The following is a 25,113-nucleotide window of genomic DNA, read 5'->3' as shown; positions in this document are numbered from 1 at the left end:
GGTCATGAGGTCCTCTCCTCGAAGCGGCGCGAGATGAGCAGCTGAACGGCGACGATCGACCCGACGACGAGGAGGAAGACGACGGCGAGAGCCGAGGCCTTGCCGAACTGCGCCTGAGCGACACCGTTCTGGATGATCGACTGCGTGATGGTGTAGGTCGAGAAGCCCGGTCCGCCCTTGGTCAGGGTGAACGGGAGGTCGTAGACCTTCAGCCCGCCCGTCATCAGGAGCAGCGTGCTCACCGTCACCGCGGGGGCGAGGAGGGGGAGCGTGATCGAGAAGAACCGGCGCGGGGCCGACGCCCCGTCGATCCGGGCGACCTCGTAGTAGTCCTCGGGGATCGACTGGAGGTAGGCGAGGTACAGGATCGCGTGCCAGCCGGTGCTCGACCAGACGCCGACGATGATCACCGACAGTTGGGCGAGCGCGCCGTTCGAGAGCCACGGCACGGGTCCGAGCCCGGCGACCGCGTCCAGGACACGGTTGATCGCTCCGGAGCCGAGGGGCGAGAGGATCAGGCCCCAGACCAGGCCCAGGATCGCGATGCTCGGGATCGCAGGGAAGAACAGGATCGCCCGGACGGCCCCCGCCCCACGAAGGGCCGGTTGAGGACGAGCGCCAGCGGGATGGCCAGCGCTGTCACCAGGACGGTGGTCCCGAGACTGTAGGTGAGGGTGAAGACCAGCCCCGCGAGCATCGCGGGATCGCGGAAGATGCTGACGTAGTTGGCCAGACCGACGAAGTCGGAGTCGACCGAGTAGCCGTCGAAGTCCGTGAGGCTGAAGTAGAAGGACTGGGCCAGCGGCACGGCGAACAGCAGGACGAAGACGAGGACGATCGGCACGAGGAAGAGACTCGTGCTGACGGTCTCCCGCCGGCGCAGCGGGTCGATGCGGCGGCGCAGGGCGAGGGCGGGGCCTCGGCGCGGGGCGGTGAGAGTGGACACGGATCCTCCGTTCGCGGAGAGCGGGCCCGGCCGGAGCCGGGCCGCGCCCTCAGTCCTGCGACTCGAGACGCGCCTGCAGCGCTGCGGAGACGTCCTCGGGGGAGGACTGGCCCTGAGCCAGCAGCTGGATCTGCGCCACCGCCTCGGTGCTCAGGGCGTCCTGCTCCCGGGGCCAGGCGATCGAGGGGAGGTAGAAGCGCCCCGCCTGCAGCCCCGCGAGGTTCGGCTCGAGCGCCGGATCGACGACCGGGGTGTAGTTGCCGGTGGTGGTCAGCGCCGAGGTGCCCTCCTGGTAGATGCGGACGCCCTCCTCGCTGCCGAGGAAGCTCAGGAACGCCTCCGCCTCCGCCTCGTGGTCGGTCTTGGCGTTGATGGCGAAGCCGGGCGACGCGGCGCCCGCCCAGTAGCCCGCTCCGTCGAGGGTGGGGAAGGGCGCGAAGACGACGTCGAGGTCCGGCGCCTTCTCGCGCACGGCGGGGAGGTTCCAGGGGCCGGCGGCGATCATCGCCACCCGGCCGTTCGCGAACTCGTCCACGATCTGATCGCCGGTGAGGCTGACGACGTCCTGGCTCATCAGCCCGCGGCTCAGCAGCTCGCTCCAGGCGGTGAGCGGCTCGTTCCACAGGTCGCCGAACTGAGCGCTCCTCGTCGAAGATCGCCTCGTCGACGTTCCCGCCCTGCTCCGCGTCGGCCGAGCCGACCATGGCCGAGAGGCCCATCGGGATCTGCGTCGCCGAGTCGTAGTACGGAACGACCCCCGTGTCCTTCACGGTCTCCACCACGTCGAGGAAGCCGTCCCAGTCGGCCGGGACCTCGGTCACTCCGGCTGCGTCGAGCAGGGCCCGGTTGACCAGGATCCCGCCGGCCCACGACGAGGTCGACATGCCGTACGCCTTGCCGTCGCTGCTGTACGTCTCGGTGTTGTATGGCGACATGTCGGCCATGAACGGCTCGTCGGTGAGGTCCTTCACGAAACCGCCCTCGATGAGGTTCGTCTTGTTCTCGGCGGCGATGACGAAGACGTCGGCGGCGCTGTTTCCCGCGAGGCGCGTCTGGAGCGTCGAGATGTACTCGGCGACAGGGGGAGCGTTCGAGAACTCGATCGCGATGTCCGGGTTCTCGGCCTCGAACGCCTCGATGACCGGGGTCATCGTGGCCTCGTTGTCCCAGGAGAAGAAGCTGAGCTGCGTCTTCCCGGAATCGGCGCCGGCGGAGCCGCAGGCGGTCAGGGCGAGAGCGCTCGCCGCGGCGACGGATAGAGCGGCCGCGCGGAGGGCGGCGGGAGTGGGGGCGATGCGACATTGCATTTCCTCTGTTCGATGAGGGTGGGTGGAGGGGTGGAGTCGGGAGGAGGAGCCCGGCAGGGGGATCCGGAGGTGGGCATGGCGGGGGACGACGGGCACGAGGGCGTCGCCGTCGTGCTGGAGGAGGTCGAAGACGATCTCGCGGTGCACGCCGTCGCCGTCGGGGACTGCGAAGCGGTGGTACGCGATGACCCAGTCGTCCGTTCCCGGGACGCGGCAGACGGTGTGGTGGCCGGTGGCCAGGATCCCCTCCGCCGTGTTCTTCTCGAGCAGGACGCCGCCATCCGTCCACGGACCGAACGGGCTCGGACCGAACGCCCAGCGCACCCGGTAGTCCTCCTCCCGGGTGTCGTTCTCGGACCAGGTGAGGAAGTAGGAGTCGCCCCTGCGGTGCAGGTGCGCCGCCTCGCGGAAGCCCGTGGGGACCCAGGAGTGCACGTCGTCCTCGTCGAACGACACGAGGTCCTGGCCGAGACGCACGATGTGCGCCACCGAATTGCCCCACAGCAGGTAGACCGCTCTCGTCGTCGTCCACGAACACCGACGGGTCGATGCTCGTTCCGGCGAACCTCCCCGCGCGCACCAGGGGGGCGCCGAGGTCGACGTAGGGACCGGCGGGGTCGGAGGCGCGCGCCACTCCGATGCTGTTGTCGGCGGTGAAGAACAGGTAGTGCGTCCCGTCAGCCTCGAGTGCTGCGGGCGCCCAGGCGAAGGAGTCCGCCCAGGACACGTCCCGTCCCAGACGCAGGATCTCGCCGTCGTCGGTCCAGTCGACGAGATCGGGGGAGGAGTAGCAGCGGAAGGCGCTCGCCCCCCAGTCCTGGATCCCGTCCGTCGTCGGGAACGGGTGCCATCGCCCGCCGGAGACGACGAGCGACGGATCGGCGAGGAAACGCTCCAGGGGTGACGAGGAGGTCCTCGCGGTCGTGCCGGTCATCGCACTCCTTCGTGCTCCGGTGCCTGTATCGATACAGGCGTTTCGTGTATCGATAAAGTATGCCCCGCGCCAGAAGGTGTCAAGAGTGCTGTGAGGATCCGATCGGCCCGGCTCAGGCAGCGCCTGCGAGCCCTCCGACGACCAGGGCGGCCCCGCCGAGAGCGGCCACCGCGAGAGTGAGGCGCCGCACGGCGGCGGCCGGGACCCGTCGGGCCAGGAGCAGGGCTGCCAGGGCGCCGAGGGCGAGACCCGCGAACGCCCAGCCCAGCCCGGGCAGGTCGTCCGCGGTCGGACCGAGCACCAGCAGCGTCAGGACGTTCAGGGGCAGCGCGAAGGCCTGGAGCGTGGCGCTCGCCACCGCGGGCGGCCACTGCCGCTGCGCGGCGAAGAGGGCGACCGAGGGCCGCCTGCACCCGCCAGTACCGTGAACACCCCGCTCAGCGCACCCGCCAGAACCGCCCCTCGTGCTCCGTCGAGGAAGGGGAGGGCGCGTCCGGCCGCGACCAGGCCGGTGGCGAGCAGGATGACGGCACCCGCGACCACCGCCAGCACGGCGGGCCGGAACGCGTTCGAGAGCAGGACGGCCGGCACGATCAGGAGCGCTGCGGGCACGAGGAGTCGCAGCGCGTCGGCGGCGCGCACATGCCGGAAGGAGCGGACGAGCACCACGACGTTCAGGAGGATCGACAGCAGGAGCACGGTGCGGACGCCCCGATCGTGTCCGAGCGCGAGGACGAGCAGGGAGGAGGTGACGAGGGCGAATCCGACTCCCGAGACGATCTGGCACACCGCCCCGACGGCGACGACCAGCAGCACGACCGCACTCAGCGTGTCCACACCCGCCCCCTGACCGGTCCCCGACGGGCCCGACCGGTCACCCTAGCGGGACCGGTCGCGCCCAGGGAGCGCAGCGGCACTGGAGGAGCGCCTCAGGCGGCGCGACGTCCCGAGAACAGCGCGTGCAGCAGCGGCGCGACCGAGACGATCATCAGCACCGAGCCGAGGACCGCGTCGTCGGGCCGGACCACGGCCCCGCCGATCAGCAGCCCCGCGAACAGCACCGCCGAGACCACTCGGCGCACCGTCGCGTCGAGGCGGTTCAGCCGCCGCTCCACGCTCGGCACCGTGACGGCGAGCGTCCCGTCCTCGAGCGTCGAGGCGAGCGCGTCGAGGCGGCGCGGCAGGCGCCAGAGCAGAGTCGAGGTTGTCGACGGCCTGCCGACCGAGATCCTGCACGACGTTGCCGCGCTCCTCCCGGATCAGCCGCTGCGCGTAGGGCTCCACCGAGTCCCACAGGTTGAAGGCGGGATCGAGCGCGCTGCACACGCCGGACGTCAACGACATGGCGCGGATGATCAGCAGGAAGTTCTCCGGCAGCTGGAACGGGAGGGAGCGCACCACGTCGCCGAACTGCACGGCGAACTCCTTGAACTCCCGCGGATCCACTTCGCGCAGCTCCGCGAAGCCCATGCCCCCGAACCGCGCGAACAGCTGGGTCATGGCGCGCTCGAGCTCGCGGGAGTCGGCCGAGGGTAGGAGCACGCCGACGTCGCGCGCGGCGTCGACGAGGCCCTTGCCGTCGCGGGAGGCGGCGGCGATCAGCATCGCCCGCAGGCCCGCCCTGGTCGTGGGCGGCACCTCGCCCATCATGCCGAAGTCGATGAAGGTCAGCTTCCACGGGAGCTCCCCGTCGGGAGTCGGAGTGACGAAGACGTTGCCCGGGTGCGGATCGGCGTGGAACCAGCCGGTGGTGAAGAGCTGATCGAACATGACCGCGGCGAAGACGGGGGCGACGTCGCGGGGGTCGATGCCCGCGTCGCGCAGTCCGTCGGCGTCGGTGATCTTGACGGCCGTGACGTCCTGCAGGGTGAGGACCTTGCGGGTCGACCGCCCCAGACGACGTCCGGCACGCTCACCCGCGGGTCGTCGGCGAAGTCCGCGGCGAAGCGGACCGAGTTGGCGGCCTCGCGCAGGTAGTCGATCTCCTCGAGGCTGGTCGCCGCGAACTCCTCGACGAGTGCGGGAGCATCGACGCGGTCCGAGACGAGGCGCACGTGGGTGAGCCACCGACCGACCCGGCGCAGGGCGGCGAGGTCGACGTCGACGATCGCGTCGATGCCGGGACGCTGCACCTTGACGATCGCCGTGCTGTGCCCGGTGCCTCCCGAGTCCAGAGCGGAGAGACGCGCGGTGGGCCTGCCCCAGCGACGCCGCGGCCACCGGGGACTCGTCGACCTGCGCGAAGGCGCGCTCCAGCGGCATCCCTAGCTCCGCTTCGGCGAGAGCCCGATCCTCGGGAACGGCACCGGCGGCACCTCGTCCTGGAGCCCCTCGAGCTCGCGCGTGATCTCCGGCGGCAGCACGTCCAGGCGCGACGACATGAACTGCCCGACCTTGATCATCAGCCCGCCCAGCTCGACCGCGAGCACGTGGAAGCTCCGCGCGAAGCGCCGCATCCGGGCGGGGCGGGTGCGCAGTGCGATCACCGACAGCCCGAACCGGGGGAGGACGAGATCGAACCACCAGGTCACCGCGAGGTGCCAGGCGGCGAAACGCAGGATGCGGCGGTAGCGCCGCCGCTCACCGCTCGCTCGGCGGCCCGGGTCACTTCGGACCCGGGCTGACCGACGACACCCGGGTCAGTCCTGCGCGAGGATCGCGTACAGGCGGCGGCGCACGTCCTCGAGCTCGGTCACGGCCTGCCGGATCTGGGCAGGGGTGCCGGAGCGCTGGACCTGAGCGGCGGCCTGGGCCAGCGCGATGCCGGCCTTCGGCAGTGCTCCCGCCTCGACCTGGTCGCCCTCCGAGAAGGGCGAGCCGGTTCCGGATGCCGCGACCTGGGCGTGACCGGCCTCGGTGAGCGAGTAGGTCTTGCGGCTGTTCGACTCGTCGGCCGAGATCAGGCCCTCGTCCGCCAGGAGCTGCAGGGTGGGGTAGACCGAGCCGGGGCTGGGCTTCCAGCTCGCCGCCGCTGCGCTCCTCGATCTCGTGGATGATCTGGTAGCCGTGCATGGGCTGCTCCGCGAGCAGGGCGAGCACGGCGGCGCGGACGTCGCCGCGGCCGACGCGCGTTCCGACGCGCTTCTCGAAGCTCGAGCGCGCCTGCTCCATGGCCTGCCAGATGCTGTCGATGGGGTTGCCGGTGCCGAAGCCGCCGGTCGAGGAAGATGACGTGTTCATGATGACCTCCGTTTCTCCGAACGATACTCAGCGATATGTGGGGCGACTCGTGAACGACTGGGGGATCCGCTGGGCCCGCGCAGTGCGTCGAACGACGCGATCGACGCGCGCCGCCGCAGTCATCGCGTGCGGCTGCCACCCCGTAGCCCTCGCCGAGGAGGCGGAGGGTCACGGGCGCCTGGCTGGCGGCGTCCGCGAAGGCACCGTGGACGAGAACGATGGTGGGCTTGTCAGACAGGAGGGAGTTCCTCACGACCCTCGAGGACCCGTCCGAGCTGCGGATCAGCACGGTCGCGACGTCACGACCGAGCCAGAACCTTCCGGGAGGAACGCCAGCCGACACCTCCTCCGACATTCGTCGAAGGCACGTTGCGCACCGCGCGGATCGGAACGTCCCCTGGTTTCAGGGCGCTGCCCGCGGGTGCCTGCCGGTGCTGCTGGACATTGCTCTGATGCGGGTGCGCAGTTCGACCGGCGTCGAACTCCTTCTGCACGACCTTGCCTACGGTTGATCAGGCACCGGGGGAGAAAGGTCGGCGATGCAGCGAAGGCGGCGGGAGATGCTTTCTCGCTAGCCGCCACCCCCAGTCTCGGAGCGGGGCGTCGAGGCGGCACTCGCTCTCTACGATGCCGAACAGCTTCCCGTCGCCACAGCCAACAGCGAGCATGCTCCCGCAACGCTGAGCGCCCTCTCGCGTCGCCTCAGCCCGGCTGATGCACGTGGACGGCGCTGCTCGACGTCACGCCGTTGAACTCGAGATACAGCTGCCCCTCGACGACCGACACGGTCAGCGTGTTGCGGCGCTTCGAGTACCGCGACCGCGGCATCCAGGAACCCGTGGTCGAAGCTCTGCACGGTGATCTGCTCGAGCTGGTGGACTCGCTTGCCCGACCACGCCGCGATCACCTTCTCCGGGTTGCGATGCGTGTAGACCGTCGTGCGGTCGGCCAGCCTGCTGCCGAAGTGCAGTCGCTCGGCATCCGGCGCGCCCACCTCGATCCACGTGGTCAGCCGGCCGGTGAGATCACGGACCAGCACCGCCGGCTCGGTCGCCGTCGACGAGATCCCCTCGCTGAAGGTGATCCCCTCCACGTATTCGAGGCAGTACGCGAGCACGCGCGTCATCATGTAGGCGTCGGTCTCGGAAGGGTGCCGAGCGGCCCGCAGCGTGATGTCTTCGTAGACGCCGCGGTCCACATCAGCCAGCTGTATCGCGAAGTTGTACATCACTGCGCCGACTGCCATGTGTGCGAGCTTATGTCCTCTCGCTCATCGAGGAGCGCGAAGCTTCTCCGGCGCCGATGGGGGCATCGTGTTCGCGCGCCTCCACGCCAAGAACGGCCCGGTAGGCGTCACTTCGTCGAGCGCATCTCACTCGCTGACTTGTAGCAGGGGACCCTGTTCGTGCATCGGGCGCACAACGAACTGACATAATGTGCATTATCGGATGTCAAAGAAACGCTCGAGAGCGGCTGTCGTGACGGTGCGTCCCCACCCGTCTGTTCCTCGACGAACAGCACTTCGAGCACCTCGACATGGTCTCGCGAACGCCCCGAATCAGGATCGTGCGACCGCCGGCGGAGCGATCCGGCCCTGACAGAAGACGGGAGCGCCTGGAGCGCCTCGCGGTCACCGGCGCGCGTCAGAACCTGCAGACATCGATCGCGGGAAGGACTCGGCGCCGCCGCGCGAAGCTGGGAGTCAGCCGACAGCCCGGACGCTCATGCCTGGACGAAGTCCGAGGTGTCGCCCACGAGCCGAGTGTTCTCCGTCGGGATCGGGTCGACGGCCGCCAGAGCGACCTCGGCCGCGAACTCGCCCACGTTGTAGAGCTTGCCCGCCGACTCGCGGCGCGAGCTGGATGGCTCCCGGGTTCGAGCGCTCGAGCAGGGTCGCCGTGATCGTGCCCTCGATCATGTCCCCCGAGACGACGACGAAGTCGATCCCGCGCTCCGCGAGCTCCGGGATGCGGTCGCGCAGGGCGTCCTCGCCGGCGCGCTTGGACAGGGCGACCGGCTCGTACTCGGGCATGGTCGGCGTCGAGCGGATGAAGTGGGCCTGGTGGCTGGTCACGAAGACGACGCGGGATCCCCTCGCCCAGCAGCGGCAGCGCCGCCTCCAGCGTGGCGACCTGGGAGTCGCGGTTGAGGACCATGGCGTAGTCCTCCCCCATGTTGCTCTCCATCCCGCCGGAGGCGCGTTCAGCACGAGCACGTCGAGACCGCCGAGTTCCTCGCGGATGCGGGCGAACAGGTCGGCACGCGACTGCTCGTCCGTGAGGTCGGCGCCGACGGCGAACGCGGATCCTCCCGCTGCGACGATCTGATCGACGAGCTTGTTCGCGCGCGGCGCCTTCGAGCGGTAGTTCACGACGACGCGGGCACCGGCCTCGGCGAAGTACCGGACCGTGTCGGCGCCGATGCCGCGGGACGAGCCGGTGACGAGGACGCGCTTGCCGTCGAGCGAGCCGGGAGCGAGGGGGTTGGGCACGAGGAGTTCCTCCAGGACGCCGGCGCGAAGACCGGAGCGGGCACGATGTCGGGCCGGAGCCCCGACAGGCGATCCTACCGAACGGGCCCTCCACACGGCCCCTCCCCTCCCAGCCCGTTCTCCGGCGTCCTTGTTAGCGTGGAACCGCTCGTCGAGGGGAAGGAGCACCCGGCATGGACGCCGTGATGCAGTACGCGTGGATCCTCTGGCTCGCACTGATCCTGATCTTCGTGGTCGTCGAGACGATCACCCTCGAGTTCACCTTCCTGATGCTCGCCGTCGGAAGCGTCGGCGGCCTCGTGGCCGCGCTGGTCGGAGCACCCTTCTGGGTGCAGGTGCCGGTCGCGGCCGTCCTCGCCGTGCTGCTGCTGCTCACGGTCCGGCCTCCGCTGCTCCGCCTCCTCGCCCGCGGCGGCGACCCCGCGCCGACCGGCGCCGACGCCCTGCTGGGCCTCGGCGGCAGCGTAGTGGTCGCCGGGCTCGGGCCCGGTCAGGTGAAGCTCGTGAACGGCGAGACGTGGACAGCGCGACTGTCCCCCCTCGTCGAGGAGCGTCCACTGGGTGTCGGCGAACGCGTCGTCGTCACCGCCATCGACGGCGCGACCGCTGTCGTCGTCCCCGCCGAAAGGAGCCGCTCGTGAATCCCTCCGCCGCAGTGACACTGGTGATCGTCGCGGTCATCGTCGTCCTCGCACTCGTCGTCCTCTTCAAGGCGATCCGGATCGTCCCGCAGGCGACCGCCGGCGTGGTCGAACGGCTCGGCAAGTACCACCGCACCCTGCTCCCGGTCTGAACCTCGTCATCCCGTTCATCGACCGGGTGCGCCCGTCGGTCGATCTGCGTGAGCAGGTCGTGTCGTTCCCGCCGCAGCCGGTGATCACCGAGGACAACCTGGTCGTCTCCATCGACACGGTCGTCTACTTCCAGGTGACCGACGCCCGTGCCGCCACCTACGAGATCGCGAACTACCTCGGCGCGGTCGAGCAGCTCACGACCACCACACTGCGCAACGTCGTCGGCGGGCTGAACCTCGAGGAGGCGCTGACCTCCCGCGACAACATCAACGGCCAGCTGCGCATCGTCCTCGACGAGGCCACCGGCAAGTGGGGCATCCGCGTCGGTCGCGTCGAGCTGAAGGCGATCGACCCGCCGCTCTCCATCCAGGACTCCATGGAGAAGCAGATGCGCGCCGAGCGCGATCGCCGCGCGGTGATCCTCACCGCGGAGGGCACGAAGCAGTCGCAGATCCTCAACGCGGAGGGGCACCGTCAGGCCGCGATCCTGGCCGCCGAGGGTGACGCCAAGGCCGCCGTCCTCCGCGCCGAGGGCGAGGCGAAGGCCATCACCACCGTGTTCGAGGCGATCCACCAGGGCCGACCCGACAAGGAGCTGCTCGCCTACCAGTACCTGCAGACGCTGCCGAAGATCGCCGAGGGAACCGCGAACAAGCTCTGGATCGTGCCGAGCGAGCTCACCGAGGCGCTCAAGGGCATCGGCACCGCGTGTCGGCCAGAACGCCCAGCGCGCGGACCGCGCGCAGGACAGCGAGGCCGCTCCCCCGGCCCCGGGCTTCTAGAGCGTCGAACGTGATCGACCGACGGCCGCCGTTCCTGGAGGGACGGCGGCCTCGCGTGATCGCCCACCGCGGCTTCGGCCCCGACCGGATCGGCAACACGCTCGAGTCCTTCGAGCGCGCGATCGCCGCCGGGGCGGATCTGCTCGAGACGGACGTGCGCGCCACTGTCGACGGCATCGCCGTGCTCGTGCACGACGCGGAGGTCCTCGACGGCAGCGGCATCGTCCACCGGATCGCCGACGAGCGGTGGGAGGACCTGGCGCGCGTGGTCCTGCCGGGAGGAGAGCGCCTGGTGAGCCTCGAGGACGCGCTCCGACGACTACCGCAGGCCCGCTTCAACGTCGACGTGAAAGCGCGCGAGGCCGTCGTCCCGACGGCGGACGCCGTCGGTCGTCCCCGCGGCCGCCGATCGCGTCCTGCTGACCTCGTTCTCGGAACGGCGTCGCGCCGCCGCGGTGCGGCTGCTGCCGGGAGTCGCGACGTCGGCCTCGGCGCCCCGGTTCGTCGCGGCCCTCCTCGGTGCGCACCTGGGGGCGCCGCTCCCCGTGCGCCTCGCCCTCGCGGGCATCGACGCTCTGCAGGTCCCGGAGTCCGCCCTCGGGCTCCGCGTCGCCACTCCCCCGGTCCTCGCCCGTCTGCGCGCCTCCGGAGCCGAGATCCACCTGTGGACGATCAACGATCCGGAGCGGATGCGGCACCTCCTCGCCCTCGGCGTGGACGGCCTGGTCACCGACCGGACCGACCTCGCTCGCGCGGCCGTCGACTCCTCCGCGGCCGGGAACCGGAACTACCCCGATGACCTGAAGGTTCTCTGGCAAAGGTCCGGACCTGCAAGACCACCTCCAGGTACGCGGTCGACACTTGTCGGAGCACAGCGAGAGGAGACCACACAATGGCAGATCGAAGCTTGCGCGGAATGAGGTTGGGCTCTCAGAGCCTGCAGAGCGAGGAAGGCGTCGTCTTCTCACCGCGGTCGACGCACACCTATCACTGCACCAACTGCGGCCACGACACCGACATGGTGTTCTCGGCCGACGCCGAAGCGCCGGAGACCTGGGAGTGCCGCTCCTGCGGTCACGAGGCCACCCTCCTGGTGGACTCGAAGCCCGTCGTGGTGGATCGCGGAGAGCAGAAGGCTCCCCGCACCCACTGGGACATGCTGCTCGAGCGCCGGACCCGTGCGGAGCTGGAGGAGCTGCTCGAGGAGCGGCTCGCCTATCTCCGTGCCCGTCGAGGCGAGCACAAGATCGGCGCTTAGCGCCGACCTGCGTCCCGGGGTCGGGGATCGCGCGTCTGCAGGACGAACGAGACCAGACCCGCGAGACCTGCGGCGAGGAAGTACCAGCCCAGGTTCCGGGACCACACGAGAGCCGGGGTCGTGGTGGAGGCGAGGGGGACCTCGTCCACCATGGCACCCGGCTCGAACCATGTCAGGGAGTCGAGCGTCGAGCCGTCGGGCGCGATGATGGCGCTCGTTCCCACCGTCGAGATGTTGACCACGCTGCGGCCCGTCTCGATCGCCCGCAGCCGGGCGATGGCCAGTTGCTGCACGCTCTCGTCGGTGCGGCCGAAGTCGGCGGTTGTTCGTCTGCGCGAGGATGATCTCGGCGTCGCCGTCGATCATGGCGTTGGTCAGGGCGTCGTCCGAGATGTCGAAGCAGATCGCGATGCCCGCGAGCACACCGTCGATGTCGAAGACGTTGGGCTTCGTGCCGATCGAGTAGTCGCGGCTCACCAGGTCGACGAGGTCGGGCGCGAACATCCGCCAGAACGCCCGATCGGGCATGTACTCGGCGAAGGGCACGGGGTGCACCTTGTCGTAGGCCTGGGTCGCCCCCTCCCCCGCCTTCCAGAGCAGCGAGCTGTTGTAGAAGACGTCCTCCTCGGGATTCGTGATGGTCCCGACGATGAAGGGCGCGTCCATGGTGCGGCTGAGGTAGTCGAGCACGGCGGCGGACTGGGCGTTCCTGGTCGGGTCGATGTCGACCCCGTTCTCGGGCCAGACGACCATGTCGACGTCCTCCTCGAGGACCGGCAGGGTGGCCGAGGTGTGATCCTCCAGGATCTGCCCCCGATAGCTCGCCGAGAAGAGCCCGGCGTCGGAGTCGCCCTGGATCGCGGCGATCCGCGTCGTGCCGTCGGTCGGCGCCGGCCACGCCGGGAAGACGAGCGCGGCGATCGCGAAACCGGCCACCGTCGCGACCCGCGCACTCGCGGGCACGGTGATCTCGCGCACCGCCTGCGCGAGCACGGCCGCGAGGAAGGCGACCACGAAGCTCAGCCCGGTGAAGCCCACCCACGCCGCGAGATCGGCGAGCGGACCCGTCGACTGCGAGAGCGCGAGCCGCCCCCAGGCGAAGCCGCCGTACGGCCAGACGCTCGTGATCGTCTCGCGTCCCGCCCAGAGAGCGGCCAGCAGGGCGGGGATGCCGACCATCCGCCCGAGCGGACCGGTCCAGACCCGGTGCCCGCGGGTCGAGAGCATCGCCATGAGCCCCGCCGACAGGGCGAAGAAGATCGCCTGAAGACCGGCGAGAGCGAGCCACGGGACCGGGCCGAGGTAGAGCGTCAGCCACTCTATGTGCACGCCCCAGAAGACGCCGCCGCCGACGAGGCCGACCAGGGCCCCGCTCCAGAAGCCCTGGCCGGCCAGGGCGAAGAGGATCGCCGCGGCACCGAGGATCGCGAGCGGCCAGAGGTCGGTGTCCGGGAAGCCCCGATCCAGGACCGCTCCCCGAGTCCGGCGAGGATCACTGCCGGCCACAGCGGTGCCAGTGCGCCCGAGGGGCGCGGGAGTCGCTGCGATCATGCGACCGTCGAGTAGGCGACGATGCCCCGGCGGACGGAGGTCGAGCGCCGTGCGTGCGGCACGGCCCAGACCTTGCCGTCGGCGACGACCGAGAGCTGGTCGAGGAGGTCGATGGTCTGCTTGGCCCAGCGCACGAAGTCCCCGGCGGCCATGTCGGCCTCGCGCAGCACCGCGTCCAGCGGCATCCCCCTGGCCCACATGTTCATGGCGAGCGCGAGACTCGTCGAGATCGGGTTGCTGCCGGGCAGCTGGTGGTCGCGCTCGACGTCGTCGAGGCGCGCCCACAGCAGCTGCGTCTTCTCGAGCGCCTCGGGGAACTCGCCGCGCGGCAGGAACTTCTCGTTGAGCGTGCCCTCCTCGCGTCGCGGCTCGAAGACGAGGCAGCAGGCCATGGCGGCGAGCCCCGCGGGGTCGAGCTCCGTCCAGGCCTGCTTGCGGAGGCACTCGGCGACCAGGAGGTCCCGCTCGCCGTAGATCCGGCGCAGCGTCCGCCCGTTCGGAGTCAGCGAGAGCTCGCCGGCCTCGTCGCGGCGGAAGTACCCCAGCTCGAGGAGCACCTCGGTGATCCGGTCGAAGACCTTCGCGACGGCACCGGTCCGCGAGCGGATCTGACGCTCGATCTCGTCCGTCTCCCGGCGGAGCTTCCACCAGCGCTCGGCCCAGCGGGCGTGCTGCTCGCGATCGGAGCAGGCGTGGCACGGATGGGCCTTCATCCGGCGGCGTAGGGAGTTCAGCTGGCCCTGACGCTTCTCGCGCTCGGCGTGCGAGGCCGATTCACCGCGGACGGCGCCCCGGCGCTCGAGCTCGCCGATCTCGCGGCGGATCGCCGCGTACTGCTCGAAGTCGCCGAGGTGGCACTGCATCGCGGTCACGTACCCCGCGAGCGACTCCTCCTGCTGTCGCACCCGGCGGGCGAGGTCGACGACGGAGCGGTCGGCCTGGAACTGCGCGAACGACGACTCGAGGATCTCGCGGGTGCGCGTGCGGCCGAACTGCTCGATCAGGTTGCAGGCCATGTTGTAGCTGGGACGGAAGCTCGAGTTGAGCGGGTAGGTGCGGCGGGAGGCGAGGGAGGCGACCGCCTGCGGGTTCATCCCGGCCCGCCACTGGATGACGGAGTGCCCCTCGACGTCGATCCCGCGGCGACCGGCGCGGCCGGTCAGCTGCGTGTACTCACCCGGAGTGATCGGCACGCGCGCCTCGCCGTTGAACTTCTCGAGCTTCTCGAGCACGACCGTGCGCGCCGGCATGTTGATGCCGAGGGCGAGCGTCTCGGTCGCGAAGACCACCCGGACGAGCTTGCGGAGGAAGAGCTCCTCCACGACCTCCTTGAACGCGGGCAGCATGCCCGCGTGGTGGGCGGCGACGCCGCGCTGCAGGCCGTCGAGCCACTCCCAGTACCCGAGCACGGAGGTCCTCGTCGCGGATGGTGCGGCACCGCTCCTCGACGATCGCGCGGATCTCGTCGCGCTCGTGCCGCTCGGTGAGACGGACACCGGAGCGGAGGACCTGCCGGACCGCCTGGTCGCAGCCGGCCCGGCTGAAGACGAAGAAGATGGCCGGGAGCAGGTTCTTGCCCTCGAGGATCTCGACCACCTCGGAGCGCGGCACGAGCTCCTCGGCCGGGCGGGTGTCGGCGAACCGCCCGCGGCCGCGGGCGCGCGGGCCCCCGCGCCCGCCCCGCTCGACGCGGGAGCCGCCCTGGGCCATTCTCGCCAGCTCGGGGTTGACCCGGTTGGTCGCTGCACGCCCGGACGAGTCGAAGAGGTCGGACCAGCTTGCCGCCGACGAGCACGTGCTGGTCGAGCGGCACGGGCCGCTCCTCCGACACGATGACCTCGGTCTCGCCGCGCACGGTCTGCAGCCAGTCGCCGAACTCCTCGGCGTTCGAGACGGTGGCGCTCAGCGACACCAGCCGCACCCGCTGCGGGAGGTGGATGATGACCTCCTCCCATACCGCCCCGCGGAAGCGGTCGGCGAGGTAGTGCACCTCGTCCATGACGACGTAGGCGAGGTCGCGCAGCAGATCGGAATCGGCGTAGAGCATGTTGCGCAGCACCTCTGTCGTCGCGACGACCACGCGGGCGCGCGCGTTGATGTTCGAGTCCCCCGTGAGGAGTCCGACCTCGGAGGCCCCGTAGTCCTCGACGAACTCCTGGAACTTCTGGTTGCTGAGCGCCTTCATCGGCGTCGTGTAGAAGACCTTCGCCGTCGGGTCCTGCATCGCGAGGTGGATCGCGAACTCCGCCACCGCGGTCTTGCCCGCGCCCGTGGGCGCCGCGACGAGCACGCTGCGCCCGTCGTCGAGCGCGCTGCACGCCTCGTACTGGAACGGATCGAGGTCGAAGGCGAGGGTCGAGCGGAACGACTCGACCCTCGCGTGGCCCTGACGGGTGCGGAAGGCGGCGAAGCGCTCCGCGGGGGACTGCTCGCTCACGCGGGCAGGTCGGAGGCGGTGCCGTCGTAGACCGGGATGCGCTTCGCCGCGCGCCGGTCGTGGAGGATCGCGATCCCGCAGGCGAGGAAGAACAGGAAGATGATCGGGATGGCCAGGAGGAACATCGAGATCGGGTCGGCGGCCGGGGTCGCGATGGCGGTGAAGACCACGATGACCATGATGGCGATGCGCCACGACTTCAGGATCAGCATCCCGGGCAGGATCCCGAGGAAGTTCAGCAGCACCAGGAAGACCGGCAGCACGAAGGCGATGCCGACCATCAGGACGAGCTTGAGGACGAAGTCGTAGTAGTACTTCGCATCGATGAAGCTCGCGGCGTTGTCACCGGTGAACCCGGTGAGCAGCTCCACGATGTGCGGGAAGACCAACCAGCCCGCGGCGCAGCCCGCGAAGAAGAGCGGGATCGCGGTCAGGATGAACCCGAGGCCGTACCGCATCTCCTTCTTGGTGAGACCGGGCACGAGGAACGCCCAGATCTGATAGAGCCACACCGGGCTCGCGATGACGATGCCGACGGTCATGGCGATTTGCAGCCGCAGATCGAAGGCACCGGCGATGGTCGGGAAGTTGAGGATCGCCTCTTTGCTCCTGGGAGGACGCCACCTCGAGGATGGGCGCCTTGAGGGATTCGAAGACCCACTCCGAGACGAACCATCCGGCGATGCAGCCGAGGACGATCGCGATTGCCGACTTGAAGAGCCTGTTGCGAAGCTCGATCAGGTGAGCCCCGAGTGACATGCGCCCCTCGGGATCCTTCCCCGCTCGCTTCGTCCGTGGCTTCTTCGCTGCCACGGAGGTCATTACTTGAGCGGTGACTCGGGCGGCGTGGTCGTGCCGGTGCCGGTGGTCGATCCGGAGGTGGTGCCGGTCGTCGACGCGGGACCCTCGGTGGAGTCGCGGCGCTCGGGGCCGTCCTCCTCCTTCATGGTCTTGACCTCGCTCTTGAAGATGCGCATCGACTGTCCGACGCTGCGCGCGAGCTGGGGAAGCTTGGGCGCACCGAAGAGCAGGAGGATCACAGCGAGGATGATGAGGAGGTGCCACCCCTGGAGGCCAGCGAACATTGCAGACTCACTTTGCTTGTCGGTTGCGGTGTACGAGGAGCTTACCCTGTTCGACCCTCGCGGACCGTCGATCCTCGGACCTGTCACGGCGGGAGTCGCGACGCGACTCGTGGGCCCTGCGCACCGCATCGCGGTCGGCGAAGAGGAGGACGGCGGCCGCTGCACCTGCGGAGCACCGTCGTCCGGCTGGATCTCGTCGAGCTTCGCCGTGAGCTCCTCGAGCTGCCGGAGGAGGACCCTTCCCTTGCGCCAGTACGAGACGAGGAACAGCGCGAGCACCGTCAGGGCGCCGATCGCGAGCAGCGTCCAGATCAGGATCCAGGACCACCACGTCATGACCCGGCCTCCCCGTTCGCCCGGAGCGCGGCGCGCGTCCACTGGGCCACGGCTCTCGCGCCGCCGGCGGAGCGACGACGGTGACGAGGCCGGGCAGGGACGCGACGAGGCGCGTGAGCCCCTCGAGGTGCGCGACGCGGATCCGCACGAGCACCCCTCGCCCTGCCTCATCGGCGGGAACGGGCGGGAACTCGGCGTCGACGGCGTAGTCCCCCAGGAGCGCCACCGAGCTCGGCGCCACGCGCAGGTCGACGAGCAGATCGCTGTCCGACGCCTCGAAGAGCCTCTCGGGCAGCGTCACCTCGTGCCGACGGCGCACGATCGGCGCTCCCGTGTCGGTGAGCGAGCGCATCCGATCGACGCGGAAGGTCCTCACCCCTTCCCGGAGGTGGCACCAGCCGCGGAGGTACCAGTCCCGGTCGACCGACTCGAGGAGGAACGGATCGACGAGGCGCGACTCCGTCTCGCCCCGCGCGTTGCGGTAGTCGAACGCGAGCTGCGTGCCGGCCGCCACTGCGGCCCGGATCACCTCGAGCCCGGCGTCCGCGCCGGTGCCGCGCGCGACGGCGACGGCGCTCGGGGCCGATGACGCTCCGCGCGACAGCTTGCCCATCAGGGTGGCGATGCGGTCGTTGCCCTGGTTCTCGGGCAGCGCGGCGAGGTACTGCATCCCGGCGATCAGCGCGGCCGCCTCCCTCGCCGAGAAGCGCGGGGAGTCGTCGATGGCCACCTGCTGGGTGAGCTCGACGTGGTCGTTCTCCTCGAAGTCGTCCCAGCTGATGTCGAAGAGGTCGTTGGCCTGGTACTGGGACGTCTCGCCGGGGATGCCGGAGACGGCGATGAGGCGGACCGCCCGGCGGACCTCCTCCGGCGAGATGTCGAAGTGCTCGGCGACCTCCTCGACCGCGACCCGGCCGCGGTCGAGGAGGTAGGGGACGATCGAGAGCAGGACCGCGAGCCGATCGCGGGCCTGGAGCGTGCGGGGCCTAGCCATCGTGGCTCCCTCCGGAGTCGGACGCGGACTCGTGATCGGACAGGGAGCGCCGGAGGCGCCGAACCACCGCATCGCGGAGTTCGACCGGTTCGAGGACGACGACCTCGGGTCCGTATCCCGCCAACTCGTCGGCGAGGATGTCGGCGTCGGTGTAGTGCAGGCGGAGCACGTGCTCCCCCTCCCCCGACGTCTCTGCTCGGCGGCCGAGGCGCAGCGCCGCGTCGGAGTCGGCGGCGACCCGCAGGAGTGCGCTCGTGCGGCTCAGCACCTCGTCCAGCTGGGCGAGTGCCAGGACGGCCTGGTCCCCTCCTCCGGCTCGAACGTCCGTCCGGTCGAGGAGACCGATCCGACGATGCGCGCGAGCAGGAACGTGCGGGTCCCCTCGGCGCTCTCGTCCCAGGCGTGCAGGTGCCAGCGACCCTGGTGGTTGACCAGCGCCCGCGGCCGGACGGTGCGGAGCCGCGGTTCGGCGCCGCCCGGCTTGAGGTAGGGGAACCGGACGACCTGGTTGCGGTCGAGCGCTGTGCTCAGCGGTTCGAACGATGCCTCGCGCACCCGGATCGAGGGGCTGATGCCGATGACCGGGTCCACGGACTCGACGCCGATGGAGCGCAGCTTGATCAGCGCGCGACGGGACTCGGCCGACAGGGTCCCCTCGCGCCACACCGCACCGGCGAGGCGGAGCAGCGCGACCTCCTCCGGGTCGAACGCGATGTCGGCGGGGAGGTCGTAGCTGCGCTTGGCGATCCGGTAGCGCACGGTCTGGGTGTTCCCGGGGTCGCCCGGGGCGTCGACCGTCTCGATCGGGATCCCGAGCTCGCGGAGGTCGTCCTTGTCGCGCTCGAACTGGCGCTCGAGGGAGGACCGGTCCCCCCGGTCGGAGCGCTGGCGGTAGCCCTGCACGGTCGAGAGCACGTCCGACTTCGTCAGCCCGTTCTCGGCCGCCACGAGGGCGAGCACGAGGTTGAACAGACGCTCCTCGGCCGGGATGCGGCTCGAGGGAGAGGCGTCGGCGGGCACGCCCTCCAGTCCAGGGCGCGGCCGACTCAGGCGATCCCGAGCACGTCGGCGACGAAGACCAGCGTCGAGCCGGCGGGGATCGTCGACTGCTCGGTGTCGCCGTAGCCCTGCTCGGGCGGGATGACCGCGATGACCTGCGAGCCGACGGGCTGGCCGATGAGCGCGTCGGCGAAGCCGGGGATCACGCCGCCCTGCGCGGTCGATCCGTCGGCCGCGGTGAAGACGACGGGCGCGCCCTTCTCCCAGCTCGAGTCGAACGACTCGCCGGTGCTCCAGAGCCAGCCGGTGTACGCGACGACGACCTGGTCGCCCTCCTCGACGACCTGCCCGTCGCCCTTCTTGAGCTGCGCGATCTCCAGCTCGGTCGGAGCGTCGCCCGAGGGCTTGGCGAGTCCCGGGGTGCCGTTCTCGTCGAGGGTGACCGTCGGGAAGCCGTTGGGGGCGGGCTGCTGGTCGCCGTCCGCACGAGCGAGGGACGCGCTCTGCACGTCGGCCACCAGCACGAGCGTGTCGTCGGGCGCGATGCCGAGCTGCGCGGAGGACTCGCCGAAGCCGTCCTCCGGAGCGATGGCGATCGCGACGCGGGAGCCGACCTGCGTGCAGAGGAGCCCGTCGTTCAGTCCGACGAGCCCGGAGCCGCCCACGGCGAAGCGCGCGGTGCTCTCGCCGTCGTAGGGCGAGGCCTCGAGGACGCTGCCGTCGGCGCCGTTGACGAGGGTGTAGTCGATCGTGACGAGCTGCCCCTTCTCGAGCGGGGCGCCCGTCCCCTCGATCAGAGTGCTGACCTGCGACGTGGTCGCCTTCAGCGGGCTGGGCACCGAGACCTCGGGCTGCGCACCGAAGTCGCCGCTGGCCTCGACCGCCGACGAGGAGTCCCCGGCGGTGAAGGGGGCGTCGCAGTCGGCGGTCGGCGAGGACGCGGAGCATCCCGCGAGGGCGACGACGATGCCGATGCTGGCGATGAGCGCGGTGGTGCGGCGCACGGGTCCTCTATTCGACGGGGTGGAGCGGAGCAGGAGGGGCCCGGCGGCGGGAGGACCGGGCAGCGGCCCGGAGGCCGCATCCATCTTAGACGATGCCCTCATCGCCCTCGGGGACCTCGTCGGACTCCTCGGCGCCGAAGCCGCGGGCGCGGGAGAGCTCGGCGCTGGTCGCCGACTCGCGCACGCGCTTGCGCAGGCTCTTGGGGCTCACGGCGCGCTCGCCGAGGGCGCCGGGCGTCCACGCCTCGACGTCCTCGTCGCTGAAGTCCGTCTTCGACGGACGGCGCTTGAGCTCGGGCAGCACGGTGTCCGGGGCGAGCCGGCGCGCGGTGATGAGGAAGCCGGTGTGCCCGATCATCCGGTGATCCGGGCGGACGGCCAGGCCCTCGACGTGCCAGCCGCGGACCATCGTCTCGTTCGACGACGGGTTGGTGAACAGCCCGGAGGCGCGGATCGCCTCCGCGACACGGGAGAGCTGCGTGACGGTCGCGACGTAGCAGAGCAGGACGCCGCCCGGGGTGAGCGCGTCGGCGGCGACGTCGAGGCACTCCCAGGGGGCGAGCATGTCGAGGACGACGCGGTCGGCCTCTCCCGGCGCGACCGCTCGGGCAGTTCGTCGACGAGATCGCCGACGGTGACGCTCCAGTTGTCCGGGGTGTACCCGAGGAACGTCTCGACGTTCGCGCGGGCGACATCGGCGAACTCGTCGCGGCGCTCGAAGGACGACAAGCGCCCCGTCGGGCCGACCGCGCGCAGCAGCCACAGGGAGAGGGCGCCGGAGCCCACCCCCGCCTCGACGACGCGGGCTCCCGGGAACACGTCCGCCAGAGCGAGGATCTGCGCAGCGTCCTTCGGGTAGACGATCGCCGCGCCCCGGGGCATCGACATCACGAAGTCGGCGAGCAGCGGCCGCAGCGCGAGGTGCTCGACACCGACGGTGTTCACCACCACCGATCCGTCGGGGAGGCCGATGATCGTGTCGTGCTCGATGCCGCCCCGGTGCGTGTGGAAGACCTTGCCCGGGATCAGCGTGATGGTGTTCATCCGCCCCTTGGGGCCGGTCAGCTGGACGCGGTCGCCCGCGCGGAAGGGTCCGGAATGCTGCAGTGCCTCACCGGTCATCGGAGGGCCTCCGTCTCGGTCGTGCGCGGCCGGTCGCCGCGGTGCTCGGAGGACACCAGCGCGAGGTCCGCGAGAGTGCGGCCCGCGAGGGTGGGCCAGAGGGCGTAGGGGGCACGCGCGTCGAGCTCGAGCTGGTGCGGGACGCCGATCGCGGCGGCGCCCGAGGCGACGGCGGCGGCGAGTCCGGCGTGGGAGTCCTCGATGGCGACGCACTCGCTCACCTCGACTCCCAGAGTGCTCGCGGCGAGGAGGTACGCCTCGGGGTCGGGCTTGCTGCGCTGGACCATGTCCCCGCTGACGATCGTGGCGAAGGCGGGGAACGGCAGGCGGTCGACGACGGCGCTCGCCATGCGCCCGATCGACATGGTGACCAGCGCCTGCGGGACACCGGCCTCCCGGACGGCCGAGAGCAGCTCCAGGGCGCCGGGACGCCACGGGATCTCGACGGCGAGCTGCGCGACGACCTCGTCGGTCATGCGGTCGATGATCGCGTCGACGCTCAGATCGACGCCCTTGCCCTGCAGGATCCGCGCGGAGGCGGGGAGTCCGGAGCCGACGAGGCTCATCGCGTCCTCGTGGGTCCAGACGCCGCCGAACGACTCGACGAGCGCGTGCTCGGAGGCCATCCAGTAGGGCTCGGTGTCGACGAGGGTGCCGTCCATGTCCCAGAGGACGGCGGCCGGCGCCTCGGGGACGGCGTGCGCCCGGGGGGCGGAGGTGTCGGAAGTCACGAGCGACCATCGTACCGGCAGGCCCGGGAGCGGGCCCCGTACGCGGACAGCGGAAAGCGTCTGGCCCGCGCAGCCCCGGGTGGGCCGGGTCCTATCCTTGTGCAACGGGTGCCCGCGGACCGCGGGGAACCGGACCTCGAGCCGAACGCGGAGATCGTGCCTATGAACGTGATCAAGGGAAACGTCCTCGTCGTGGCCTTCGAAGGCTGGAACGACGCGGGAGACGCCGCGAGCGGAGCCGTCCGGCTCGTCAAGGACGACGGCGACTACGTGCCCCTGTTCGCGGTCGACGCGGAGCAGTACTACGACTTCCAGTACACCCGTCCGATGCTCTCGATCGGCGAGGACGGACGACGCAGCCTCGCGTGGCCCGGCACGCAGATCTTCGGACCCGCCGACACCTCGGTCGACGCCGAGAGCGCCCTCTACGTGATGGTCGGCACCGAGCCGTCGCGGAGCTGGAAGAGCTTCGCCGCGGAGGTGGTCGACGCCATGCTCGCGATCGACATCTCCTCCGTCGTGTTCCTCGGCGCGATGCTCGCCGACGTCCCGCACACCCGGCCGATCTCGATCTTCGCGTCGAGCGAGAACGCCGAGCTGCGCTCCGAGCTCGATCTGGAGCGCTCGAGCTACGAGGGTCCGGTGGGGATCCTCAGCGTGATCGGCGAGGCCGCGCAGAAGGTCGGCATCCCCGCCGTCTCGATCTGGGCATCCGTTCCGCACTACGTGCACAACGCCCCCTCTCCCAAGGCGATGCTGGCGCTGCTGGAGAAGCTCGAGGAGGTCGTGGGCCTGGTGATCCCCCGCGGCGACCTGGTCGAGGAGGCCGAGGAGTGGGAGCGCGGGATCGACGCTCTCGCGAACGACGACGAGGAGATGGCCGCCTACATCGCGCAGCTCGAGCAGGCGCGCGACACCGTCGACTCCCCCGAGGCGAGCGGCGAGGCCATCGCGCAGGAGTTCGAGCGCTACCTGCGCCGCCGAGGCGACGGGCGCTCCGGCGAGGAGCCCTGGCGCCCGTGACCCGCTGACCCGCTCCCGCGAGCGGATCAGCCGAGCCGGACTCCCAGGAGGGCGTCGACCGCGTCGCGCAGCAGCGCCGGGTCGTCCACCCCGGTCGCCGCCACGGCGTCCAGGAGGGCGAGTGCCCCGGGGGTGTCCATGTCCTCCCGGAGGACGGCGCGCAGGCGCGCGAGGACCTCGACGGCCGACGCCGTCCCCGACTCGGCGAGCGACGCCTCCCACCGCTCCAGGCGCTCGATCGCGGCGGGCAGGTCCTCGGGCAGCCACTCCCAGTCGGAGCGGTAGTGGTGCGCGAGGAGCGCGAGACGGACGGCGCGCGGATCCGTGCCCTCTGCGCGCAGCCGCGAGACCAGCACCAGGTTGCCCAGCGACTTGCTCATCTTCTCGCCCTCGTAGGCGACCATGCCCGCGTGCGCGTACGCGCGGGCGAGAGGGCGGCCCGAGAGCGACGCGGCGTGCCCGGCACTGAACTCGTGGTGGGGGAAGACGAGGTCGCTGCCCCCGCCCTGCAGCGTGAAGTCGGGACCGAGGCGGTCGAGGGCGATCACCGAGCACTCGATGTGCCAGCCGGGCCGTCCGCGCCCGACGGCGGAGTCCCACGCCGGCTTCCCCGGTCGCTCCGCCCGCCACAGCAGCGGATCGAGCGGGTGCCGCTTGCCGGAACGATCGGGATCGCCGCCGCGGGCCGCGAAGAGCTCGGCCATCGTCACCGGATCGAGCCCGCTCTCGCTGCCCAGGTGCCACACCTCGCCCTCGGCCGCCGAGATGTCGTAGTAGAGGTCGTCGGCGCCGTCGGCCGCGCCCTCGGGGGCCGGCACGCGGTACGCGACGCCGTCGCGCTCGAGACGGGCGACGGCCTCGGCGATCGGCTCGATCGTCTCGGTCACGCCGATGTAGTGGGCGGGCGGCAGGATGCGCAGCGCCGCCATGTCGCCGCGGAACAGCTCCACCTGCTCCTCGGCGAGCTCGCGCCAGTCGACGCCGGTCGCCGTGGCGCGCTCGAGCAGCGGGTCGTCGACATCGGTGATGTTCTGCGCGTACTCCACGGTGATACCCGCATCGAGCCACAGCCGCTGGACGATGTCGAAGGCGAGATACGTGGAGGCGTGGCCGAGGTGGGTGGCGTCGTAGGGCGTGATGCCGCAGACGTAGAGGCGGGCCGTGCCCTCCTCGGCCGCGAGCTCGACGAGACCGCCGGTGGCGGTGTCGCGGACGCGGGGCACGGGTCCGGTGCCGGGGAGAGCGGGGACGGACGGGGAGTTCCAGGCGCGCATCTAGGCCGCGATGAGTCCGGTGCTGAGCGCGACCATGAGGACGCCGCCGAGCAGGATCCGGTAGATCACGAACGGGAGGAAGCTGCGGCGGGAGATGTAGCCCATGAAGAACGCGATCACGACGAAGCCGACCACGAAGGCGACGATGGTCGCGACCAGCGTCTCCATGCCGCCCACCTGGATCTGGTTGGGCAGCACCTCGGGATCGCTGATGCTCTTGTAGAGCTGGTAGAGACCGCTGCCGAAGACGGCCGGGATCGCCAGGAGGAACGAGTACCGCGCCGCGGCCTTGCGCTCGTAGCCCATGAAGAGGCCGGCCGTGATGGTGCCGCCCGAGCGGGAGACGCCGGGGATGAGCGCGAGCGCCTGGGCGCCTCCGTAGATGAGGCCGTCGCGGCCGTTGAGATCGCGCAGACGGCGCTTCTTCGCTCCGACGTGGTCCGCGATGCCGAGCAGGATGCCGAAGAGGATCAGCGTCGTCGCGACCACCCAGAGCGAGCGGAGCGTCGTCTCGATCGCGTCCTGGAAGATCAGGCCGAGCACGATGATCGGGAGGCTGCCGATGATGATCAGCCAGCCCATCCGGGCGTTCGGGTCGGAGCGGGGCACCCGGCCGACGAGCGACCGGCACCAGTTGCCGACGATCTTCACGATGTCGCGCCAGAAGTAGATGATGACCGCGGTCTCGGTGCCCAGCTGGGTGATGGCGGTGAACGCCGCTCCGGTGTCCCGGCCGTCGAGCCCCGGCAGCAGTTCGCTGACGATGCGCAGGTGGGCGCTGGAGGAGATGGGGAGGAATTCGGTCAGACCCTGGACGAGTCCCAGGATCAGCGCTTCGAGCAGGCCCATGCGTCACTTTCGAGGA

At 70.7% G+C, this 25,113-nt stretch carries 19 protein-coding genes and 12 pseudogenes; 6 read left to right on the top strand and 25 right to left on the bottom strand.

What is annotated here, in order from left to right; genetic code table 11:
* Positions 1 to 2: 2 nt before the first annotated feature.
* The 12 genes and pseudogenes from AC0CII_RS05060 to AC0CII_RS05005 form a co-directional block, all read right to left on the bottom strand.
* Positions 3 to 518, bottom strand: a complete 516-nt coding sequence (locus AC0CII_RS05060; protein WP_465229052.1) for a carbohydrate ABC transporter permease — start codon at positions 516 to 518, stop codon at positions 3 to 5.
* Positions 515 to 946 (bottom strand): carbohydrate ABC transporter permease, encoded by a 432-nt coding sequence (locus tag AC0CII_RS05055; protein WP_465228790.1) that lies wholly within the window; start codon positions 944 to 946, stop codon positions 515 to 517. The genes AC0CII_RS05060 and AC0CII_RS05055 overlap by 4 nt, the downstream gene beginning before the upstream one ends.
* Positions 947 to 995: 49 nt before the next feature.
* Positions 996 to 1,520 carry an extracellular solute-binding protein gene (locus AC0CII_RS05050; RefSeq protein WP_465228789.1) on the bottom strand — a complete coding sequence of 175 codons (525 nt, stop codon included), beginning with the start codon at positions 1,518 to 1,520 and terminating at the stop codon, positions 996 to 998.
* A 181-nt stretch (positions 1,521 to 1,701) separates the two neighbouring features.
* A pseudogene (locus AC0CII_RS05045) lies at positions 1,702 to 2,709 on the bottom strand (extracellular solute-binding protein); the annotation flags it as partial.
* Positions 2,710 to 2,830: 121 nt separating this feature from the next.
* Positions 2,831 to 3,187 (bottom strand): annotated as a pseudogene (locus AC0CII_RS05040) (family 43 glycosylhydrolase); the annotation flags it as partial.
* 112 nt (positions 3,188 to 3,299) lie between these two features.
* Positions 3,300 to 3,545 carry a hypothetical protein gene (locus tag AC0CII_RS05035; protein WP_465228788.1) on the bottom strand — a complete coding sequence of 82 codons (246 nt, stop codon included), beginning with the start codon at positions 3,543 to 3,545 and terminating at the stop codon, positions 3,300 to 3,302.
* A complete protein-coding gene (locus AC0CII_RS05030; protein WP_465228787.1) occupies positions 3,506 to 4,024 on the bottom strand; it encodes a hypothetical protein in 519 nt (172 codons plus the stop codon). Before AC0CII_RS05030 ends, AC0CII_RS05035 begins: the two co-directional genes overlap by 40 nt.
* A gap of 92 nt (positions 4,025 to 4,116) precedes the next feature.
* Positions 4,117 to 5,748: pseudogene (locus AC0CII_RS05025) on the bottom strand (ABC1 kinase family protein).
* Positions 5,749 to 5,826: 78 nt separating this feature from the next.
* Positions 5,827 to 6,367, bottom strand: a pseudogene (locus AC0CII_RS05020) (PadR family transcriptional regulator).
* A 136-nt stretch (positions 6,368 to 6,503) separates the two neighbouring features.
* Positions 6,504 to 6,605, bottom strand: a pseudogene (locus AC0CII_RS05015) (alpha/beta hydrolase); the annotation flags it as partial.
* A 464-nt stretch (positions 6,606 to 7,069) separates the two neighbouring features.
* Positions 7,070 to 7,613 (bottom strand): annotated as a pseudogene (locus AC0CII_RS05010) (YaeQ family protein).
* Positions 7,614 to 8,069: 456 nt separating this feature from the next.
* Positions 8,070 to 8,858 (bottom strand): SDR family oxidoreductase, encoded by a 789-nt coding sequence (locus AC0CII_RS05005; protein WP_465228786.1) that lies wholly within the window; start codon positions 8,856 to 8,858, stop codon positions 8,070 to 8,072.
* 173 nt (positions 8,859 to 9,031) lie between these two features.
* Here AC0CII_RS05005 and AC0CII_RS05000 point away from each other — a divergent pair, with 173 nt between their 5' ends.
* The 5 genes and pseudogenes from AC0CII_RS05000 (at position 9,032) to AC0CII_RS04980 (ending at position 11,692) form a co-directional block, all read left to right on the top strand.
* A complete protein-coding gene (locus tag AC0CII_RS05000) occupies positions 9,032 to 9,499 on the top strand; it encodes an NfeD family protein (RefSeq protein ID WP_465225845.1) in 468 nt (155 codons plus the stop codon).
* Positions 9,500 to 9,519: 20 nt separating this feature from the next.
* A pseudogene (locus AC0CII_RS04995) lies at positions 9,520 to 10,448 on the top strand (SPFH domain-containing protein).
* Positions 10,361 to 10,726: pseudogene (locus AC0CII_RS04990) on the top strand (glycerophosphodiester phosphodiesterase); the annotation flags it as partial. The pseudogenes AC0CII_RS04995 and AC0CII_RS04990, both read left to right, overlap by 88 nt.
* 163 nt (positions 10,727 to 10,889) lie before the next feature.
* Positions 10,890 to 11,354: a glycerophosphodiester phosphodiesterase family protein gene (locus AC0CII_RS04985; RefSeq protein ID WP_465229051.1), complete on the top strand. Its 465-nt coding sequence runs from the start codon at positions 10,890 to 10,892 to the stop codon at positions 11,352 to 11,354.
* The gene (locus tag AC0CII_RS04980; protein WP_207402556.1) at positions 11,327 to 11,692 is read left to right on the top strand and encodes an RNA polymerase-binding protein RbpA; all 366 of its coding nucleotides are present in this window, start codon (positions 11,327 to 11,329) and stop codon (positions 11,690 to 11,692) included. Before AC0CII_RS04985 ends, AC0CII_RS04980 begins: the two co-directional genes overlap by 28 nt.
* Before the next feature lie 354 nt (positions 11,693 to 12,046).
* On the opposite strand, the pseudogene lnt reads toward AC0CII_RS04980, so the two are convergent.
* The 11 genes and pseudogenes from lnt to AC0CII_RS04925 all read right to left on the bottom strand — a co-directional run.
* A pseudogene (gene lnt / locus AC0CII_RS04975) lies at positions 12,047 to 13,243 on the bottom strand (apolipoprotein N-acyltransferase); the annotation flags it as partial.
* A pseudogene (locus tag AC0CII_RS04970) lies at positions 13,240 to 15,680 on the bottom strand (DEAD/DEAH box helicase). The pseudogenes AC0CII_RS04970 and lnt, both read right to left, overlap by 4 nt.
* Positions 15,677 to 16,222, bottom strand: a complete 546-nt coding sequence (tatC, locus tag AC0CII_RS04965; RefSeq protein WP_465228785.1) for a twin-arginine translocase subunit TatC — start codon at positions 16,220 to 16,222, stop codon at positions 15,677 to 15,679. Before tatC ends, AC0CII_RS04970 begins: the two are co-directional and overlap by 4 nt.
* Positions 16,223 to 16,358: 136 nt before the next feature.
* Positions 16,359 to 16,439: pseudogene (locus AC0CII_RS04960) on the bottom strand (twin-arginine translocase subunit TatC); the annotation flags it as partial.
* A gap of 62 nt (positions 16,440 to 16,501) precedes the next feature.
* Positions 16,502 to 16,765, bottom strand: coding sequence for a Sec-independent protein translocase subunit TatA (tatA, locus tag AC0CII_RS04955; protein WP_207402560.1), 264 nt, complete (start codon positions 16,763 to 16,765; stop codon positions 16,502 to 16,504).
* A 7-nt stretch (positions 16,766 to 16,772) separates the two neighbouring features.
* A complete protein-coding gene (locus AC0CII_RS04950; RefSeq protein WP_465228784.1) occupies positions 16,773 to 18,095 on the bottom strand; it encodes a helix-turn-helix transcriptional regulator in 1,323 nt (440 codons plus the stop codon).
* The gene (locus AC0CII_RS04945; protein WP_465228783.1) at positions 18,088 to 18,363 is read right to left on the bottom strand and encodes a WYL domain-containing protein; all 276 of its coding nucleotides are present in this window, start codon (positions 18,361 to 18,363) and stop codon (positions 18,088 to 18,090) included. Before AC0CII_RS04945 ends, AC0CII_RS04950 begins: the two co-directional genes overlap by 8 nt.
* Positions 18,357 to 19,115 (bottom strand): helix-turn-helix transcriptional regulator, encoded by a 759-nt coding sequence (locus AC0CII_RS04940; protein WP_465228782.1) that lies wholly within the window; start codon positions 19,113 to 19,115, stop codon positions 18,357 to 18,359. Before AC0CII_RS04940 ends, AC0CII_RS04945 begins: the two co-directional genes overlap by 7 nt.
* 26 nt (positions 19,116 to 19,141) lie before the next feature.
* A complete protein-coding gene (locus tag AC0CII_RS04935) occupies positions 19,142 to 20,182 on the bottom strand; it encodes an FKBP-type peptidyl-prolyl cis-trans isomerase (protein WP_242682755.1) in 1,041 nt (346 codons plus the stop codon).
* Position 20,183: 1 nt separating this feature from the next.
* Positions 20,184 to 21,220, bottom strand: a pseudogene (locus AC0CII_RS04930) (tRNA (adenine-N1)-methyltransferase).
* A complete protein-coding gene (locus AC0CII_RS04925) occupies positions 21,217 to 21,951 on the bottom strand; it encodes an HAD family hydrolase (protein ID WP_465228781.1) in 735 nt (244 codons plus the stop codon). The pseudogene AC0CII_RS04930 and the gene AC0CII_RS04925 overlap by 4 nt, the downstream one beginning before the upstream one ends.
* 162 nt (positions 21,952 to 22,113) lie before the next feature.
* Between AC0CII_RS04925 and AC0CII_RS04920 the strand changes: the two genes are divergently transcribed.
* Positions 22,114 to 22,974, top strand: a complete 861-nt coding sequence (locus AC0CII_RS04920) for a proteasome assembly chaperone family protein (protein WP_465225852.1) — start codon at positions 22,114 to 22,116, stop codon at positions 22,972 to 22,974.
* Between the two features lie 26 nt (positions 22,975 to 23,000).
* Here AC0CII_RS04920 and mshC read toward each other — a convergent pair whose 3' ends face one another.
* Positions 23,001 to 24,248, bottom strand: coding sequence for a cysteine--1-D-myo-inosityl 2-amino-2-deoxy-alpha-D-glucopyranoside ligase (gene mshC, locus AC0CII_RS04915; RefSeq protein WP_465228780.1), 1,248 nt, complete (start codon positions 24,246 to 24,248; stop codon positions 23,001 to 23,003).
* A complete protein-coding gene (locus AC0CII_RS04910; RefSeq protein WP_207402567.1) occupies positions 24,249 to 25,097 on the bottom strand; it encodes an undecaprenyl-diphosphate phosphatase in 849 nt (282 codons plus the stop codon).
* Between the last annotated feature and the right edge of the window lie 16 nt (positions 25,098 to 25,113).

It is taken from the genome of Rathayibacter sp. AC182, from assembly GCF_979253875.1.
This window is presented reverse-complemented; position numbering and strand designations above follow the sequence as displayed.